Origin of the sequence: Paenibacillus sp. JNUCC-31 (assembly GCF_014844075.1) — a bacterium.
Lineage (GTDB): Bacteria > Bacillota > Bacilli > Paenibacillales > Paenibacillaceae > Paenibacillus.
On the sequence record NZ_CP062165.1, the window covers coordinates 1,807,386 to 1,825,896 of the forward strand.

The 18,511-nt window shown below is 45.7% G+C and carries 14 protein-coding genes; 3 read left to right on the plus strand and 11 right to left on the minus strand.

Going from position 1 to position 18,511, the window contains the following annotated elements; all coding sequences use genetic code 11:
* Positions 1–156: 156 nt before the first annotated feature.
* A complete protein-coding gene (gene hisS / locus JNUCC31_RS07675) occupies positions 157–1,410 on the minus strand; it encodes a histidine--tRNA ligase (RefSeq protein WP_192270212.1) in 1,254 nt (417 codons plus the stop codon).
* A 544-nt stretch (positions 1,411–1,954) separates the two neighbouring features.
* Entirely contained in the window at positions 1,955–3,946 is a 1,992-nt protein-coding gene (locus JNUCC31_RS07680) for a serine hydrolase domain-containing protein (protein ID WP_192270214.1), read from the minus strand.
* 216 nt (positions 3,947–4,162) lie between these two features.
* Between JNUCC31_RS07680 and JNUCC31_RS07685 the strand changes: the two genes are divergently transcribed.
* Positions 4,163–4,750, plus strand: a complete 588-nt coding sequence (locus JNUCC31_RS07685; RefSeq protein WP_192270216.1) for a sensor domain-containing protein — start codon at positions 4,163–4,165, stop codon at positions 4,748–4,750.
* Positions 4,751–4,908: 158 nt separating this feature from the next.
* Positions 4,909–6,666 carry a helix-turn-helix transcriptional regulator gene (locus tag JNUCC31_RS07690; protein ID WP_192272851.1) on the plus strand — a complete coding sequence of 586 codons (1,758 nt, stop codon included), beginning with the start codon at positions 4,909–4,911 and terminating at the stop codon, positions 6,664–6,666.
* A gap of 29 nt (positions 6,667–6,695) precedes the next feature.
* On the opposite strand, the gene JNUCC31_RS07695 is transcribed toward JNUCC31_RS07690, so the two are convergent.
* The 6 genes from JNUCC31_RS07695 to JNUCC31_RS07720 all read right to left on the minus strand — a co-directional run bounded on the left by JNUCC31_RS07695 (position 6,696) and on the right by JNUCC31_RS07720 (position 12,661).
* Positions 6,696–7,964 (minus strand): SEC-C metal-binding domain-containing protein, encoded by a 1,269-nt coding sequence (locus JNUCC31_RS07695; protein WP_192270218.1) that lies wholly within the window; start codon positions 7,962–7,964, stop codon positions 6,696–6,698.
* 448 nt (positions 7,965–8,412) lie between these two features.
* Entirely contained in the window at positions 8,413–8,859 is a 447-nt protein-coding gene (locus tag JNUCC31_RS07700) for a hypothetical protein (RefSeq protein ID WP_192270220.1), read from the minus strand.
* Positions 8,860–8,964: 105 nt separating this feature from the next.
* A complete protein-coding gene (locus JNUCC31_RS07705; protein WP_192270222.1) occupies positions 8,965–9,471 on the minus strand; it encodes a type 1 glutamine amidotransferase domain-containing protein in 507 nt (168 codons plus the stop codon).
* Between the two features lie 287 nt (positions 9,472–9,758).
* Positions 9,759–9,926 carry a hypothetical protein gene (locus tag JNUCC31_RS07710; protein WP_192270224.1) on the minus strand — a complete coding sequence of 56 codons (168 nt, stop codon included), beginning with the start codon at positions 9,924–9,926 and terminating at the stop codon, positions 9,759–9,761.
* A gap of 77 nt (positions 9,927–10,003) precedes the next feature.
* On the minus strand, positions 10,004–10,465 hold the full coding sequence (gene dtd / locus JNUCC31_RS07715; protein WP_192270226.1) for a D-aminoacyl-tRNA deacylase: 462 nt from the start codon (positions 10,463–10,465) through the stop codon (positions 10,004–10,006).
* A gap of 12 nt (positions 10,466–10,477) precedes the next feature.
* Positions 10,478–12,661 carry a RelA/SpoT family protein gene (locus tag JNUCC31_RS07720; RefSeq protein WP_192272853.1) on the minus strand — a complete coding sequence of 728 codons (2,184 nt, stop codon included), beginning with the start codon at positions 12,659–12,661 and terminating at the stop codon, positions 10,478–10,480.
* A 374-nt stretch (positions 12,662–13,035) separates the two neighbouring features.
* Here JNUCC31_RS07720 and uraA point away from each other — a divergent pair, with 374 nt between their 5' ends.
* Positions 13,036–14,352: a uracil permease gene (gene uraA, locus JNUCC31_RS07725; protein ID WP_192270228.1), complete on the plus strand. Its 1,317-nt coding sequence runs from the start codon at positions 13,036–13,038 to the stop codon at positions 14,350–14,352.
* Positions 14,353–14,526: 174 nt separating this feature from the next.
* Here the strand turns inward: uraA and JNUCC31_RS07730 are convergent, their stop codons facing one another.
* From JNUCC31_RS07730 to JNUCC31_RS07740, 3 genes are read right to left on the minus strand one after another with little or no spacing between them, the layout of a single operon-like run.
* Positions 14,527–15,039, minus strand: a complete 513-nt coding sequence (locus tag JNUCC31_RS07730; RefSeq protein WP_024633046.1) for an adenine phosphoribosyltransferase — start codon at positions 15,037–15,039, stop codon at positions 14,527–14,529.
* Positions 15,040–15,076: 37 nt separating this feature from the next.
* Entirely contained in the window at positions 15,077–17,485 is a 2,409-nt protein-coding gene (recJ, locus tag JNUCC31_RS07735) for a single-stranded-DNA-specific exonuclease RecJ (protein ID WP_192270230.1), read from the minus strand.
* A 39-nt stretch (positions 17,486–17,524) separates the two neighbouring features.
* Entirely contained in the window at positions 17,525–18,490 is a 966-nt protein-coding gene (locus JNUCC31_RS07740) for a cation diffusion facilitator family transporter (RefSeq protein WP_192270232.1), read from the minus strand.
* Positions 18,491–18,511: the final 21 nt, after the last annotated feature.

Below are 18,511 nucleotides of genomic sequence, written 5' to 3' on the forward strand. Positions count from 1 at the left end.
CCTCATTATGTGAATTTCCGTTCTGTATGGGCGGGCAGAACCCGCTTTTCAACAGCGCGGTTGCGTGAAGATAATTTTATTGAAAAGGCATTAGCTGCCGAATCATTCCATTGTTAAATCAACTTTTTTTACAGTTGGCTGTTTTTTGTTGCACTCTTATTTAGCTCCCTGAATGCTTTCAATCAGCTCTTCCAGTTTCACGGTTTGCTGTTCACCTGTGTCCATCGATTTAAGTGCAATCTCTCCACGTTCCAGCTCATCGTCTCCCAGAATCGCCGTGTAGCGAGCTTTATAACGATCCGCTGACTTCATTTGGGCTTTCATCTTGCGACCCAGATAGTCACGCTCGCCGGAAAGACCAGACTGACGAAGTTGGAACAACAGACGGTTTACTTCCCGGTCCGCTGCTTCACCGAGAGCAACAAAGTATACATCAAGCGGAGCGAGGGCACTTACATCAATGTTTTGGTGTTCCAGAATCAGTTGAATGCGTTCCAGACCGATACCAAAACCAATGCCCGGTTGATCCGGTCCACCAATGTCCCCAACGAGGCCGTTATATCTGCCGCCGCCACCCACGGTATCAATCGCACCAATACCTTGAGCCTTCAATTCAAATGCCGTCATGGTGTAATAATCAAGTCCACGTACCAATCTTGTGTTCACTGTGTAATCTACGCCAAAATCCTCCAGAAGACTTTGAACTTTTGCAAAGTGATTCGTTGCTTCCTCGTCCAGGCTATCCAGAATGGATGGTGCACCGACAAACTTGTCCTGATCCACCTTGCAATCCAGAACGCGAAGCGGATTACGCTCCATGCGGTTTTGACAATCCTTGCACAGGGTATCTTTCATGGGTCTCAGGAATCCAAGCAGTTCTTCACGATAAGCAGCACGACTTGCCGCATTACCAACCGAGTTTACTTCGACTTTGACATCTTTAAGTCCCAGCTCGACACAGAACTGATAACCGAGTGCGATAACCTCGGCATCAATCGCCGGATCGACTGCTCCGAATGCCTCCACTCCGAACTGGTGGAACTGACGCTGACGTCCTGCCTGCGGACGCTCATAGCGAAACATCGGGCCGACATAATAGAGTTTGGTTACATCTGGCTCCCCATAGAGTTTATTCTCTACAAAAGCACGTACAACACCAGCAGTTCCTTCCGGACGGAGGGTCATGCTGCGATCTCCCTTGTCCTTGAACGTGTACATCTCTTTCTCAACGATGTCCGTTGTCTCTCCTACACCCCGCTCAAACAATGTGGTCTGTTCGAAGATGGGTGTGCGAATTTCCCGATAATTAAACCGACGACACAGGTCCCTTATTTTCTCCTCTACAAACTGCCACTTCTCCACAACCCCAGGCAGCAAATCCTGAGTTCCTGTTGGTTTCTGAAAAGCCATCTCTCATCCCTCCAGCATCTATGTTTCTCTATATAACAAAAAAATCCCTCGCCCTGTCGCTGTATACAGCAAACAAGGGACGAGAGATTGTGTTTATACATTCACCCGTGGTACCACCCACATTCCGGAATCCCTGACACTTTCGCCGTTCAGGTGATCATCTGATCATATGGGACTGCCTTACAGCAATCCGATCAAAACGATCATTCCGCTCTACGTGTAACGCACGTCCTGCGCAGGCCGGCTAATGACCATCAGATACAATTCTGATGTGTTCGCCGTCTGTTCTCGGGGAAGTCATTCGTCCGCTCATCAAGAGAATCCTTACAGCCTGGGGATTCCTCTCTGGTCATGTGGGCACGGAGTACTTGGTCCCGTCATCAAATCAGTAATATATTCAAAAAACGACTTGTATTGACTATAGTCAACGTATTATTTTCTGATTGTAATGAACCGCAGTACTAAAGTCAAGGGATAACATGAAAGATAGCACAAAAAAGTGAAGCGCTGTTCCATCAGCGCCTCACTTTTAATCCGATTAAATTCAGGGTTTGATTGGTAAGGTGTAGTAATTAAAAGCTTTATCAAGCAGTGCACTAGCTTCTTGGCGACTCAACGTTTGTGTGGACCGGAAATCAACATTCCGATTCGAATTCATCTTCGTATCCGGGTCTACAATACCTTGAGAAACAAGCGCAGCAACAGCATCAACCGCCCATGAATCCGTTTTGCCGATCAGTTTAACATTCGTTCCAGGCGCTGCATGCTTAAGATTTTGAATCATAACTGCCGCCATTTGTCTTGTCATTAAGGACTTGGGTTGATAATTGGGGATTCCCGCTATCATTCGTTTCTTATTTTCACGAAATTCATCCGGAAACGTATGCATGCCATGGGCGCGCAGCAATACATCCGCAAATTCTCCCTGTGTCATCTTTCCTTTAGGATCAAAGCGGTTACCTGATTTGGCTCCCATAATGTCTAATGCGTTTAAATTATCAATATACGATTTATATACACTGTCATTGGGCACATCGGAGAATGCAGTTTTCATCTTTACTTTTTGGGCATGAGCAACGATATCTATTCCTTGGGGATTCGTATAATAGAAATAGGTGATATCACCGGATTTATCTTTTTTGAATGCCATTTTATTACCGGCTTCATCTTCAAATAGAAGCGGATGAACCATTTTCAGCGTATGTTTGCCTGTAGTCCCCGTTTCCATGAACAAATTCCCATTTGCATAAGAAATTTTAGTCCTTACTCCATAAAAACGTGTGTTTCTGTATAATCCAACGTAAGCTTGGGCGGCTTGTTTGCTTATTTTCGAATAGGTGGATGGCTGCGTTTTTACAGTCTTGGGAAAATAGTGATTCATAAATGCCTCGAACACACCTAAACTCATCATTGAATCGTTATTATAAGACAAGTAAAAGGCAGTATTCTTCTCTGGCAAGATGGCAATTAAAGAGGAATGACCCGGAACATTTCCTCCCTTGAGTATTACATGCTGACCATTCATCACATTGTTGAAATACCCTTCGAATCCAACGGTTGTGATAGGAATTGTAGGATCAGCGTAATATTGATAGGTATGCATCAAATCGATGCTTTTTTTGCTGACGATTTCTTTGCCTTCAAATTTTCCTTTGTTTAAGTGCATAATCAAGTACTTAGCCATGTCTGTACCTGTTGAAGTCATACCTCCTTCAGGCTTCACGGAAGGTGCAGTTCCCATTGTCGGCTGAAGCTCACCGTTCGGTCCATAGTGTGCAGCCATATTGGATAATACCTCAGGAGTCAATCTAACACTGGTCTTGTTCATCCCTAATGGTTTGAATATATTTTTCTCCATATAATGTGAATAAGGCATGCCGCTTACGTTCTCTACTGCATATCCCGCCAACATAAAACCAAAATTGTCATACGTATAAACTTCTCCCGGAGGTCTTACCACAGTCGGCATATTCTTATTGAGATACCCCTTCATTGAAATGTCCTTATTCAAATATTCCACCGAATAATCAGTGACGATATCTGGCAAGTCCACCCCGCTCGTATAGGTAAGCAGATCAAACATCGTCAGCGGTTTTCCGGTTTTGTTTGGTACTTTCATTCCACCGAGATATTCTTGGATGTCATGCTTAAGATCAATTTTCCCTTGATCGACAAGCTGCATAGCCGCCAATGCTGTAAAAGACTTGGTAACAGATCCAATTTGGAAAACAGTATCTTTATCAACAGGTATCTTCTTTTCTCTATCTGCATAACCGTACCCTTTACTTAAAACCACTTTCCCATCCTTAACGACTACAAAATTGGAGCCAACGGTATTGAATTCCTTCATCTTATCCGCAAATACAGCGTTAGCGAACGCCTCTACTTCCTTTGAATCTATCGGCCCCTCCAAGCTGACTTTCTCTATTGATTTCTGATCTGATGCAGCTACACCATTCGTAGGTGTACAAGCTGTTACGATACTCGCAGATAATAGCAGAACTGCAAGACTGGTATTGCGAATTGCTTTTCTCATGGTTCCTGTCTCCCTTTATCATATTTGCCCTATGACCACCTGGCCTACCCAAGTATTGCAAAGTGCCTGTCATACGAACAAGTTGCATTTCGTCACCACTTTCTCTTGGTGCTCTAATGGTTCTCAAATAATGTCACATGACATTTCCACACTGGATGAAGTGACACGAGAATCGGTATGATACGTCTATTACATTGAAGGGACGATGGAACATTCATGAATAAAACGATCCGTTGCTTTTTCCAAAATGGGTACTTCTTATTGCTCACTTTTGCTACAGGATTATTTTACTTTAGCTTTTACTTGGTTACTCTGACATTAGGCATAGGTCTTTCTTTTACAGTCGCAGGCATTCCCCTGCTCATACAAGTATTGCGAACCACGCTAACCTTCGTGCAATACGAACGTATACAAACGAAGATCTACACCGATATCACCACTCAGCCTTACGAACGGAGAATAAGAATAGATCAGTCCTTATGGGCGCAAGCCAGAGAGGAACTTATGAATACACGTAACTGGGTCGCGATCTGTTGGTTGATGTTGAAGTTAGGGATTGGTATTCTATGTCTCCTATGTGCTGCTTTGCTCTGCGTGATACCCCTTTTGTTAATGCTAACTCCGCTGTTCTTTCCTATCTTTGATATCCACCTTTTCGGAATGCAGATAGATACCTTCATGAAATCACTTTTCATTATGGCTATCGGGGTTGTTTTTGCTTTTATTAGTTCTTGGCTATTAAAGGTCTTGGTTCGTCTAATCGGCGGCTACACGCGTCAAATGACAAAAAGGTTAAACCGATAGTTTCTGTGTTACAATTTACACTTGTCAAAACTCACTGCAGAAATTATCGTTTTATCGATTTAGATTAATAATTGTAAATAAAAAGATATAGAAGACTTTAGTAAGGAGAGAGTAACTTGTTTGAAACAGTAAAACAGTGGTTCTGGTATGACTGGATCATGTTCATATTTCGGCTTATTTTAAGTATTTCTCTGATGTTCACAACCGTACAGTTCCATGCTCAGATCCCCCTGCCGCTTTGGGCTTTGATTTTTTGGCAGATTTTCGCTTTTTCCGTTCCCTGGCTTTGTTTGCAGCTCAGCTATAAATATTATCTGCTTACAGAAATTATTTTTTCGGGCGGACTATGCTTGTATTTAACATCTTTGTTTCCGGAAGCTTATCTTGCGTTTCTGACCTATGCTTTTCTGATTGCGGTGAATAGCGCTCGTCAATCCTATCGTTGGACAGGCCCAGTAACGATCCTGCTCTTGCCGATGTTGATTAATGTGTTATCCCATCAAAGCAATTATTGGGTCATGATAATCCAAATCGGACTCGCTTATGCCATCGGGTTTGCCTTTCATTTGCTGGTAGTCAATCATCGACAGAGTGAAATCATCCGGGAACAGAATACGGTTCTACAACAGTATTTGTCCCAGATTGAACGCATCACGCTAGCCGAGGAACGAGATCGGCTGTCCAAGGATCTCCACGATACCATCGGACATTCCTATACTTCTATCATCATGGGATTAGAAACATTGCGCCTTGAACTTTCTACTGAGGCAGGGAAACAGAAGATCAGTTCTTTGTTGAATCTAGCCCGCAGAAGTCTAAAGGAAGTCAGAGGATACTTGCATCAGGTAGAGTCCCCGCTGGAGACACTGCCGATGCTTCAGTCGTTGCAGCAATTAGTAGAAGATTTTCAGGCACAAGCAAAAGTAAACGTTCATTTCCGAACCTTTGGAGAGGAATACCCATTATCCAAGCTGGCCAAGATGACCTTCTATCGTTGTTTGCAGGAATCGTTAACTAACGCCGTACGGCACGGGGAGTCCACGGAAATCATCGCTACTCTAAAATTTGAGCAGCGGCAAGCCAGACTGGAAATACAGGACAACGGTAAAGGAATGGAGGAATGGCAGGATGGCTTTGGCTTGAACGCGATGAAAGAACGCGCGATGAATCTTCAAGGGCAAGTGTCGGTTTATTCCGTGCCTGGGGAAGGAACGCTCGTGACTTGCACATTGCCAAGACAAGTGGAATTATCGGATGAAGTTATTCGCTTACTGATCGTGGATGACCAAGCCATCATCCGGGAAAGCCTACGGACCATTCTGGAGGGGCACAAGGATCTGAAAGTGGTCGGGTTATCTGAGGATGGCTTACAAGCCATTGAAAGATGTGAGCAGGATCAGCCCCAAGTGATACTCTTGGATTTGGACATGCCCAATATGGATGGAATTTCAGCAACCAAAATAATTAAACAAAAATGGCCGCACATTCGAATTCTAATTCTAACCACCTTTCAGGATACAGAACAGGCCCTTGAAGTTCTGCGAAGCGGAGCAGATGGCTACTTATTGAAATCTATCGAACCGCGTGAACTTGCTGAAACGATTCGTCTTGTCTATCGTGGGGGTACACTGATTGATCAAGAAATGTCGCATAGATTGTTTGAGAAGCTCGAAATGGACAACACTGGAACCGGAGTGTTGAAACCAAGAACAACGGAGAACTTCGGCCTGACTTCAAGAGAAATGGAAATATTACAGCTGGTTTGCAAAGGTCTACGCTATAAATCCATCGCTGCCAAATTATATTTATCTGATGGCACAGTGAGGAATTATGCCTCCGCAGTCTATATGAAATTGGGCGTTCGTAACCGTGAAGAAGCTGTACAGAAGGCAATAGAAGCTGGATTCCTCGAATGAATTCCAACTTCTATTGCCTTCTCATACCTCTATTGTTTCAGCATCCACTTCAGCAGATCCGGCACGCTCGCCCATAGACGGGAGTGCATAATGACATATTCAATCGCTTCGTCGGAATCGCCCATTCCGACAAAATCAGGGAGGTTATGCGGCAGCCGCTTCAAACCCAGCAGGTAATCAGGCACATGCTTGTTCACACCCCTGGCCACACGGTACAGCATTTTGAGCTGGGAGGTGATTCCGTTCTTCTTATACTCCAGAATGATCCGGTCATAGGCAAAGGCAGCTGCGGCGTCACCTTTCCCATACTTCTCCAGCAGTTGCTCTGCCTGCTTCAATTGGTTGCTGTACAAATACACAGCAGCGAGCAGGTAACGCGCTCCGGTATTGTCTTCCGTATTAAGCTCCAAAATATGCTCCAGGATTTGTGCCGCTTCTTTGGTATCTCCGCCAAACCAGCAGGATTCGGCGTAGCTTTTGCATATCCGGATATATGGACGAGTCTCATGAAGCCCCCAGAAGTGCCCTTTGTTCTTCTCAAAAAACAGTGCGCCCAGTTCGCGTTCGCCTGCAGCGATTCCGGCCTTGAGATAAGCCCGTGCATCAGACTCATTGTCCGATTCCTCAGCCAGAATACGATACGCATCAGAGCTGTCAGAATACATCTCCAGGGCCGTTTTCGCCAGCTGTATTCTGCGTTTGGAAGAACTGGCTTCCATCGCCTTATTCAGCAGAGCCTGCGCTTTGTCCTTCGATGTGCCTGGGCTGTTTAGAATCATCAGCTCGTCCGTTTCGCCGTCCATTCCGTATTCTTCGATGTAATTAAACATCTCCCTAACCTTTCGGGAGATCGTTGCTGTCGTTACCTCATATTTATCAGCCAGCTCAGTCTTCGAAACATTAAAGCCATATTCCTCGGACAGCAAATACTCAATTGCGGCACAGAACGAGCCTGTCTTCTTCACCGTAGGGCGAGTCTGACGGGAATAGCCGTTCCATAGCACCAGAGCTTCCAAAATCAGCTCCCGCTCGTATTGGTTCCTCATGCTCTCAATAAGCTCCAGGGCCAGTTGTTCGTGAGCCGGATGCTCCCATTTCAGTTCGTGCGCCACCATCTTTTTCAGCTTGGTCAAGGTCAGTTTGCTCTCAGGCTGAATCGAGGCTTTCTGGACAGACTGCTCCGTTGATATCAGCCGCAGTACGGATTCTACCGCAGAGGACTCCTTATCCAGACAGCATTTCTTATATTTTTTCCCGCTTCCGCATGGGCATAAATCATTTCTTCCAACCTTACTCAAAACTAATTCCCCCTTAAATCTATCACTAGCCATTCGCATAAGAACACTGTTGCTTTAGCATTATAGGTGTCATTTCTCAAACGAGGCATTCTTTATATAACTGACAATTTCCATCGATCAAGCACAAAACGGCTGCCCCGCTCTATTTAAATCCATTTCTCTATTCTAGCAAAAATTTAAATACGGGGTAAGCTTCGCCCTAAACATATACATTCTCATCTCAAAAAAAAAGCCTGCACACGGTGTGCAGGCTCAAAGGATATATAAAAAAGGGGGTCATGCTTGTTATTATAAACACCCTATGTTAAAGCCTTATGTAACTAATATTACAGTAATATTACAAAAATGATAGCGCTTTATTTCTCTGATTTTCTCCCATAGCAATTAAAGCCCCTGCAGCTGGTCCTGACATCGAAGTCAGGCACTACAGGGGCTTTATAACTACATATTAATTCAATTCTTCCACATAAGCTTGGTTAGAGCGAAGTTTATGAACGATTTCCTCATAATCCTCATCCCTTACTTTGGCAGACAAAACATAATGCAGATCGTCATAGTCAGCCGAGGACACGTCTGCAGCATCCAGCAGATCGCCGTCCTCATTGACATTATCCCGGGAACCTCGCTCGGTATGGCGATCCACATTACTAACGACCGGAATTACATTTTCGCTGGCGGGGACCCCAGGAGCAGCACCCACACCCATGGCTCCATTGGTTCCTACGCCACCCGCTGTGTTATAAGGCACCAGAGGTACCATAATCCGTCTGTCTCTGCCAACCGCACTGTCCAGTTGCCCTACTTCCAAATGCTCTGTACGGAACGTCTGAAGGGAAGTTCTCGCTCCCTCCGCCTCGTCCTCGGTCCGAAAATAAGCCTGAATATGTTTTGTCATGTCAAACCCTCCTTTATCGGAATAAACGTTTTGTAAAATAAAACGTAGAAGCTTCAAGTTCACCTTACAACATAATTAAATTTAACGTACGCCCGTTCGACGTCATTAGATTACTTTTAACAACTCTCGGACAAATGCCGGTTCATCGGCAGGCGTTCTTGATGTAATATAATTGCCATCCACAACTGCTTCATGATCCTTGAATTCTGCTCCTGCGTTCACCATATCATCCTTGAGCGGAGGATAGGATGTAATTGTACGGCCTTTCAACAGGTTTGCACTTGCCAGAATTTGCGGACCATGGCAGATCGCAGCGATTGGCTTTTTGGCACTGTTGATTTCGGTCACGAATTTCAGAATGTGTGCGTCCGTACGCAAATTCTCAGGAGAGGAGCCTCCAGGAATGACAACTGCATCGTAATCCGAAGCCGAGACCTCAGAGATCGCTTTGTCTGAAGTATAGGAGACTTTACCCCCTTTACCCTTCAACGTCTCTCCTGCCTTCAAGCCGATAATTTCAACGTCGTGCCCGGCTTTTTTTACCTCATCATATGGAACCTGCATTTCCGAATCTTCAAAATCATTCGCCAATAAAAAAGCAACTTTACTCATAACGTATGTTCTCCTTTCCGTGTCGAAATTTCTTGAAATCGGGTATTCGCAGAAATTCATTATCTGCTTATCTCGTTCATTGCCCGTAATAAATATGTGAACTTGGCACTCCATTGTGCCTCGTTCTGTTATTACCCTAACTAGACCCGTTTATAACAAGATGAGCCTGTATTATTTTGACTTTGATCTTACGATCCGTGTCAGAGAACGATCAGGTTCATAAACAAAAAAAGTCTTGATTCGATAATCGAATCAAGACTTTTTATTTCATTCCATACTCTCAGCACTCAGTCACGCGGAAGACGGCTCTGCTCTCCTTTATCTGAATCCTGAAGAGCCCAGATCGTAGTTGCGCATTCGGTAGCAGCACGGGCAAGCTTCAGGGACTCATACAGGTTTCCAGGTAGAAGCAAAGGTTCTATTCGGGAACGTGTTTCCTTGACGGATTGGCGCATAATTGGTGGGATACTCCTTTGATTATCGTAGGTTAATGAATCGAATTATCCCTCATTATGGCCTGTTCCCCAACCAATTATGCATTCGTTTCTTGACGGTTAGGACTTTCGAGCATCAAAGTCACGGGTCCCCAGTTGGTAAATGTCACATCCATCATGGCCCCGAAGCGTCCGGTTTCAACCTGAATCCCTTTATCCCGTAACAGCTGATTAAACGTTTTATATAACAATTCAGCCGCTTCAGGTCTGGCTGCAGCTGCAAAGCTTGGACGTTTTCCTTTGCGGCAATCCCCGTACAACGTAAATTGCGAGACAGATAATATAGCTCCGCCCACGTCCATCAAACTGAGATTCATCTTTTCCTGCTCGTCCTCGAAGATTCGAAGTCCGGCGATCTTGTCTGCCAGATATATGGCGTCTTTCTCCGTGTCCTCATGTGTAATCCCCACAAGTAACATTAATCCGGATTCGATTCTCCCGGTCAGTTCGTCTCCCACGGTAACTTGAGCCTCTTTGCAACGCTGTACTAGCACCCTCATCTTACAGGCTCCTTACTGCATAATCCGATGCACCGAATAGACATCTTTCACCCGTTTGATCCGTTCCACAACCGAATGCAGATGCTCCGTGTTGCGAATCAGAATGGTGACGTGCACCAATGCTAATTTATTTTTGTCTGTCCGTCCGGTGACAGCAGATATATTCGTTTTACTTTCAGAGACAGCCTGAAGCACTTCATTGAGCAAACCATTGCGATCATGGCCCGTAATCTCAATATCCACGCTGTAGTTGGCTTCAATATTTTCTTCCCACTCTACTTCAATGACGCGAGCTGCTTCTTCCCCATCCGTACTGGACGGAATATTTGGGCAATCACTGCGATGCACGGAAACACCCCGTCCGCGTGTAACATACCCGATAATATCATCCCCTGGTACAGGATTGCAGCAGCGAGCAAAACGAACAAGCAAATTGTCTATGCCTTTGACACGGATGCCATTGGTCGGACGGGTTCTGCGTTCGGGTGCAGGCTTCAGCTCACGCATCTCGGAATTCAGTTCAAGCAAGCTGGATTCTTCCTGCTCCTTGCGAAGTTTCTCCGTTGCTTTGGTCACAATCTGTGCAGCCGTAATCCCACCGAACCCGACTGCTGCGAGCATATCCTCAATATCATTGAAAGCATACTTTTTGGCTGCTTCCTGCAACTTGTCATCCGTCATCCAGGCAGATGGATCAAGTCCCATCCGCTTCAGTTCTCGCTCACAACTCTCGCGTCCTTTTTCAACGTTTTCTTCCCGCCGTTCCTTCTTGAACCATTGCTTGATCTTCGCTCGTGCATGAGAGGATTTTGCAATTTTAAGCCAATCCTGGCTCGGTCCATATGAATGTTTGGACGTCAGAATTTCGATGATATCACCCGTTTTGAGATGATAATCGAGCGGAACGATACGACCATTCACTTTGGCACCAATCGTCCGATTACCCACCTCTGTATGGATTCTGTATGCAAAATCCAAAGGAACGGACCCTGTAGGCAATTCGATAACTTCCCCTTTTGGCGTGAATACAAACACCAGATCCGAGAAGAAATCCATTTTAAGCGATTCTACAAATTCAGACGCATCCTGCGCTTCATTTTGAAGTTCAAGAATCTCGCGGAAAAATGTAATTTTATCTTCAAAATTATTTCCGTTTCCGTTCGCAGCGCCTTCCTTGTAGGCCCAATGGGCAGCAATCCCGAATTCAGCGGTCCGGTGCATATCCCATGTCCGAATCTGAACTTCAGTCGGTTCACCATTCGGACCTACGACCGTTGTATGCAGCGATTGATACATATTCGCCTTCGGCATCGCGATATAGTCCTTGAAACGTCCAGGCATCGGTTTCCATAACGTGTGTATAATTCCGAGCGTAGCATAACAATCCTTGATGTTATCCACAATAATACGAATCGCAAGCAGATCATAAATCTCGTTAAACTGTTTGTTTTTCGTTGTCATTTTTTTGAACACGCTGTAGATGTGCTTAGGACGACCCGACAGATCTGCCTGAATTCCCATCTCATCCAGCTTGCTCGTAATGCCGTCCATAACGGTATCAATATATTGCTCACGTTCCGCACGCTTTTTGTGCATCAGGTTTGCAATTCGATAATATTGCTGCGGATTCAAATAACGGAGGGCGATGTCCTCCATTTCCCATTTGATCGCAGAGATACCCAGACGGTTCGCAATCGGACAGAAAATCTCCAACGTTTCATACGAAATCCGGCGTTGGCTTTCTTCCGACTGAAACTTGAGTGTCCGCATATTATGCAGACGGTCAGCCAATTTGATCACGATGACACGGATGTCCTGCGCCATGGCGATGAACATTTTGCGGTAGTTCTCGTTCTGCTGTTCTTCCTTGGAGCGGAACTGAATACGTTCCAGCTTCGTCAAGCCGTCAACAAGCATGGCACACGTATTGCCGAAATGATTGCGGATTTCTTCAAGTGAAACCGTAGTATCTTCTACTACATCATGAAGAAGCGCTGCAATTATGGAGATGGTGTCCATCTGCATGTTTACAACAATATCGGCAACCGCAAGCGGATGCAGAATATACGGTTCTCCCGATTTTCGCGTCTGTCCATGGTGGGCCTGATCAGCAAATTCGTAAGCTTCACGTATGCGCACCAGATCGGGTTCTTTGATATACGCCCCGGCCTTCTCGAGTAATTGCTCTATGCCCATTCTGATCTGTTCCGTGTCCTTTCTATACAAAATGGAACCCGTGACATAATATCAACACAGGTTCCCCGTAAAAGTAATTTCCTATAATTATGACGCTTCGCCCGTTTCCCGTCAACTACTGACGAATAAGAGCATATATCCATTTTTCTTAAGCGTTATGTATCATTTCTGAAAGATGTTGCCCCATATACGACACAGGGTGGGAATGCTCCTCATTTACTAGACATTATTGCCGTTATTTACCGAAATAGAAGGTCAAATTGTAGGAATATAAATTCTTTTACCCTGCTCAGCAGAAAAATGTTATTGCTTAATTATGAGAAACTCTGTACTATATTGAAGATTTGTGTTTCGGAAAAAGGAGATGAACATGCTTGCAACGTGAAATTCAGGTTAATCAAAAGATGCCACTCGGCTCAGGCTCACTGCTGAGTCTCCAGCATTTGTTCGCCATGTTTGGCAGTACGGTACTCGTGCCGAACCTGTTCGGTGTCGACCCAAGTATGATTTTGCTTATGAATGGTATTGGAACATTGCTGTACATACTTATGTGCAAAGGAAAAATCCCTGCTTATCTAGGGTCAAGCTTTGCGTTTATCGCGCCCGTTTCTTCCGTGTTAATCGCACACCCTAACAACGGATATTCCATGGCGCTTGGAGCGTTCATCATAACAGGCGTTGTTTTCTGCATTGTGGCTCTTGTCATCAAATATGCGGGAACAGGCTGGATTAACGTGGTATTCCCGCCAGCGGTTATGGGCGCCATTGTTGCCTTGATCGGTTTAGAACTTGTACCTGTGGCAGCCGGAATGGCTGGCCTGATCAATTCAAATCCTGCGGAGAATCCCGACTGGATACCTCAGGCTAAACCAATTATTTTAGCCATGGTTACTCTTGGTATCACTGTAATTGGAGCAGTAACGTTCCGCGGATTCCCCAAAATCATTCACATTCTGATCGGGATTGTATCCGGTTACGTGCTCGGATACTTTATGGGTGAAGTAAAGACGGCGAATATAGCGAACGCTGACTTTATCTCGCTGCCGACAGTAACGACACCGACATTTGACTGGTCCGTCATCTTCACCATTTTGCCTGTCGCCCTTGTTGTCATTGTCGAACACATCGGACATCTGCTTGTAACGAGCAGCATAGTGGGCAAAGATCTATCCAAAGATCCCGGTCTGCATCGCTCCCTGCTCGGAAACGGCGTTTCAACCATCCTTTCCGGTTTCGTTGGGTCCACGCCGAATACAACGTATGGTGAGAATATTGGGGTTATGGCTCTAACAAGAGTTTATTCCACCTATGTAATTGGCGGCGCAGCTGTCATTGCCATTGTGCTTTCTTTCTCTGGAACCTTCTCGGCTTTAGTGGCCAACATTCCTGTCCCGGTTATGGGTGGTGTATCCCTGCTTTTGTTCGGAGTTATTGCGGCATCCGGTTTGCGTATTCTGGTCGAGCAGAAAGTCGATTTCTCCAAACCGACCAATCTTTTGCTAACTACCCTTGTACTCGTCATTGGACTCAGTGGTACTGAGATCACACTGTATGGAGTTCATCTCAAAGGAATGGCTCTGGCAACCATCGTCGGAATTCTGCTGAGCTTGTTATTTAAACTATTTGAAGTATTGGGTTGGTCGAATGATCAAACGGAGAAACAGCCTTTAACCGAGAGAACGCCGGATTGATTCCTTGCCGACTAATTTTGAACGAACAATGTTTATTCATTCTTCATCTTATACATCGTACAACGCAAAAAGCCTGCTCTCTAACCTTAACGGGTTGAGGGACAGGCTTTTTTGCAAATAGTTAATGCTGTATATTATTTCCCGGGAAACGGGAGACCCAGTTCAGCCGGAATTCTAGTAGTTCATCAATGTAAATACATCAATTCCAGGCAATTTCGCACGTCCATTCAAATCAGACAACTCAATCAGGAATGCTGCACCTACAATTTTTCCACCCAATTGTTCAATCAGGTTAATGGAGGTAGCAATGGTTCCGCCTGTTGCCAGCAGATCATCTGCAATCAGAACATTTTGTCCTTTTTCAATCGCATCTGTATGCATAGCAAGCGTATCTTTGCCATATTCAAGATCATAACCGACTTCGATCGTCTCTCCAGGCAATTTTCCGCTTTTGCGGATCGGTGCAAAACCGACACCAAGAGCGTACGCCAGAGGAGCGCCCACAACGAATCCACGTGCTTCAGGTCCGGCAATAACGTCAATTTTGAGATCCGAAACCATTACTTTCAGCTCATTGATCGCCTTGCGGTACATTTCTCCATCCTTCAACAATGTCGTAATGTCTTTGAAGCTGATTCCCGGTTGTGGAAAGTCAGGAATGACACGAATATAATCTTTAAAATCCAAAATAATCTCCTCCTAAAATAAATAGCACAACTTCTATCTAAGATACGCCCTTCATCCGGGATATCATCCATTGAGTCAACTGAGGGGTGGATGCATCCAGCATCACCTGCTCTGTCTCGGCCATACTTTCCAGTGCCTGATAGTGACGCGAAGCAGTTAGATCACGCTTGGGCGGGTTATCCACAAACGCTATCTTCCCATGGTCTCGGGTAATGAACGATAACTCTTCAAAAACATTCAGCATCATGGTAATCATGCGCGGCGAGCAGCCACACTGACGACTGAGCACAGGAGTGATCTCTTGTTCCTCTACGGGCTCAGCTCTCCATTTCGACACCAGCATATAAATACGCTTGAAGAGTTCTCTGGAAGGCATCTGAAGGCGATCTCGATGGTTGCCTGATCCGTGCAGAAGGATGATATTCTCGGCTCCGCTGAATAAGGACAGCATGGCATCAAGTTGTTCCGGGGTTTCCGGCGTATCAAACACAAATAACGTCCGGACCTGTTCCTGTCCATAATGCTGAGCAGCAGCATTACACGGAAACAGCCCGACCTTTCTATCATATACCCAAAGGCACGGTTCATACAATGAATTTCCCTCAGAAACATTCGTTTCTTTCCGAACGATGGCACCAATAGAGCCTGACTTGTATCGTAAATGTACTTCAAGCGAACTCAGGAAATGCTTCATCGCGTTTAGCGGTTCCGTATTGCCTCGCAGATCGAAAACTTGCGCATGAGGGACATGAATGTCCTGAAGCATCAATTGTGGCTTCCTCATGCCATTCCACTCATTAATGGACAATTCACCCATCACATCTATGATCGAGCCTGGTGGTAGAAACTCAGCCAATGCTCCCTTGCCAAAAGCGACTGTTTCCAGCTGCTGTCCGTCCTGTTCCAAAACCAGTTTCAGATGACGTTTCTCACGCCCCATCGTTCGTGTTTCTTTTACAGTCACATGGCGAAGTACAAAACGAGGGGAAGGATTGCTCATGCCAAACGGTTGCAACCTGTCGATTTCTTGAATGACCTGCAACGGTACATCACTGATTCTGCATTCATCATCCGCAAGACGATGAGGGATAAAGTCTTCTTCCGTCAACACAGTTGCAGCAAACTCATTCAGCCCTGCTTCAAGCTCTTCAAGCTGATCACGATGAAGACTCATACCTGCTGCAGCTGGATGGCCCCCGTAATGGTCCATCGTGTGTTTACAAGCCGTTAATGCCTCATAGATGTCCAGTCCCTCTATAGAGCGTGCTGAACCTTTACAAGCGCCGCTCTCCGGGTCAATGCCCAGGATTAGCGTTGGCCGATAATATCGTTCAAGTAGCTTGGAAGCTACAATACCTACAACGCCAACATTCCAACCTTCTCCTGCCAAAACGATGACATCCGGCACGGCCCCTGAGTTAAGTTCAATTTTTTGCTCCAACTGGGCTGTCGCTTCCTGAAGTATACCCTCAACGACCTGTTGCCTTTCACGATTCAACAAGTCCAGTTGACCTGCCAGACTATGCGCCTCATCCAGATCCTCCGTGGTAAGCAGCGATACTGCTCTTCCAGCGTGATCCAGACGTCCACTGGCGTTAATGCGCGGAGCCATGGCAAAGGCGATATTAATCGAAGTGACCTGGCTTTGGTCCACACCACTAATTTCAAGCAAAGCACTTACACCAGGCAGACGCGTACCACGCATGGATTCAACGCCATAACTGACGATAACCCGATTCTCACCTTCCAAAGGCATCAAGTCGGCAACCGTACCGATTGCAGCAATCTCCATCCATTCTCCTGGCACTTCCCCAATCAATGCCTGAGCCAGCTTCAAAGCCACCCCTGCACCAGCCAATCCTTTAAAAGGATAAGGACAGCCGGGAAGCTTGGGATTAATTAGCGTGTAGGCCTTGGGCAGAACCTCGGGAGGTTCATGGTGGTCCGTCACAATGACTTCGATTCCCAGTGTTGAAGCATAAGCTATCTGCTCTACCGCACTGATTCCGGTATCAACCGTGATAATCAGCGTGACACCCTGTTGATGGGCCCAATCCAGAGCATGATTGTGTAGACCATATCCCTCATTGGAACGATGGGGAATATAGATATCGTATGATGCACCAAGATGGCGCATTAAATGAATCATCAGCGATGTACTGGATACGCCATCCGCGTCATAATCCCCATAGATTAAAATATGTTCTTCACGCTCAATGGCCTGCCGGATTCGGGGTACAGCTTCTTTCATGCCTAGAAGCAGATAAGGATCATGCATCTGATTCAGATCAGGATGGAGAAACCGTTCTGCCTCTATTTCATTGTGCACCCCACGACTGACCAGCAAACGTCCAACAAGTGATGAAACGGAAAGCGCCTGCGAGAGTCCCGCAGCCGCCTCCAAGTCGATATTTGGTGTATTCCACCGATATTGCGAATAAAGCAATGATAACGCTCCTTTCCTGATCTACACGACCAAGCTTCATTACTGAATTAATGTCGCTTCAGGATCTGGCAGTTCATGATTGGATTTATAAGGATATCCGGGATCATAAGGTATAGCCTGGATCTGTACTTCTTTGACATGACTGAACCGGGTCAGTAGTAGTGTCTTCGCCCGATTCGCAATTTCCTGTGCCTCCAGCACGGAAATTCTGGGGTTCACACTAATGACCAGTTCAATCGTAACATCATGTTCCTGCTCACGTGCTACCAGATGTTCAATCGTAATGATGCCATATACACGCTGCACCGTCTCTTTAAAATCAAGTGCTTCTTCCTGTTCCAGTTCCTGAACAAGTGAACCGTATACGGTATCCACAATCATTCTGTATCCCTTGTGAAGAACAAAACAGGAAGCGATCAAGGCAGCGGCAGGGTCCATATATCGAAGAATACTCCACCCTGTGGTCTCTCCTGCCATGGAACCTATAATGCCGACCAATACAACAAGCGAACAGTAGAGTGCCCGGCGATGCTGCTGTGCATAAGCCAGAGCCTGTGACTGATTTCGTTTACGGAAATACCGATACTGGTATTGAAAGATTGCTTCTTTGACAGCCAATGCGACAAAAGCCACCACTAGTGCATGAGTGTACTTCTCTAGCGATTCGGGTTCATCCCCAGACAGACTGGTTAAAGCAGAAATGGCAATCTGTAGGCCTCCCATAAGGATGAGCACAGACAATAATACCGAAATCCCGGGTCTCGCGATACGTGAATGTTCCTTTGACCGCTCCCTACGAGCCTTGTTTTTCGTTTGTACAGACTTCGAGGGAAAGAGACCGGACAATGATGAAGCAGCTTCTGAGGCGGAGTACAGGCCGTCTGCAAGCAATGATTTGCTGTTTGCCATATAACCGAATCCCGCCTTGATTACTGCAAGTGTCATATTTCCGGCGATCCCGCTCCACGTGGCAGCGTGAGCAGATGGGATACGTTCTCTGGTCATGGATATGCCCCCCTTTATTAC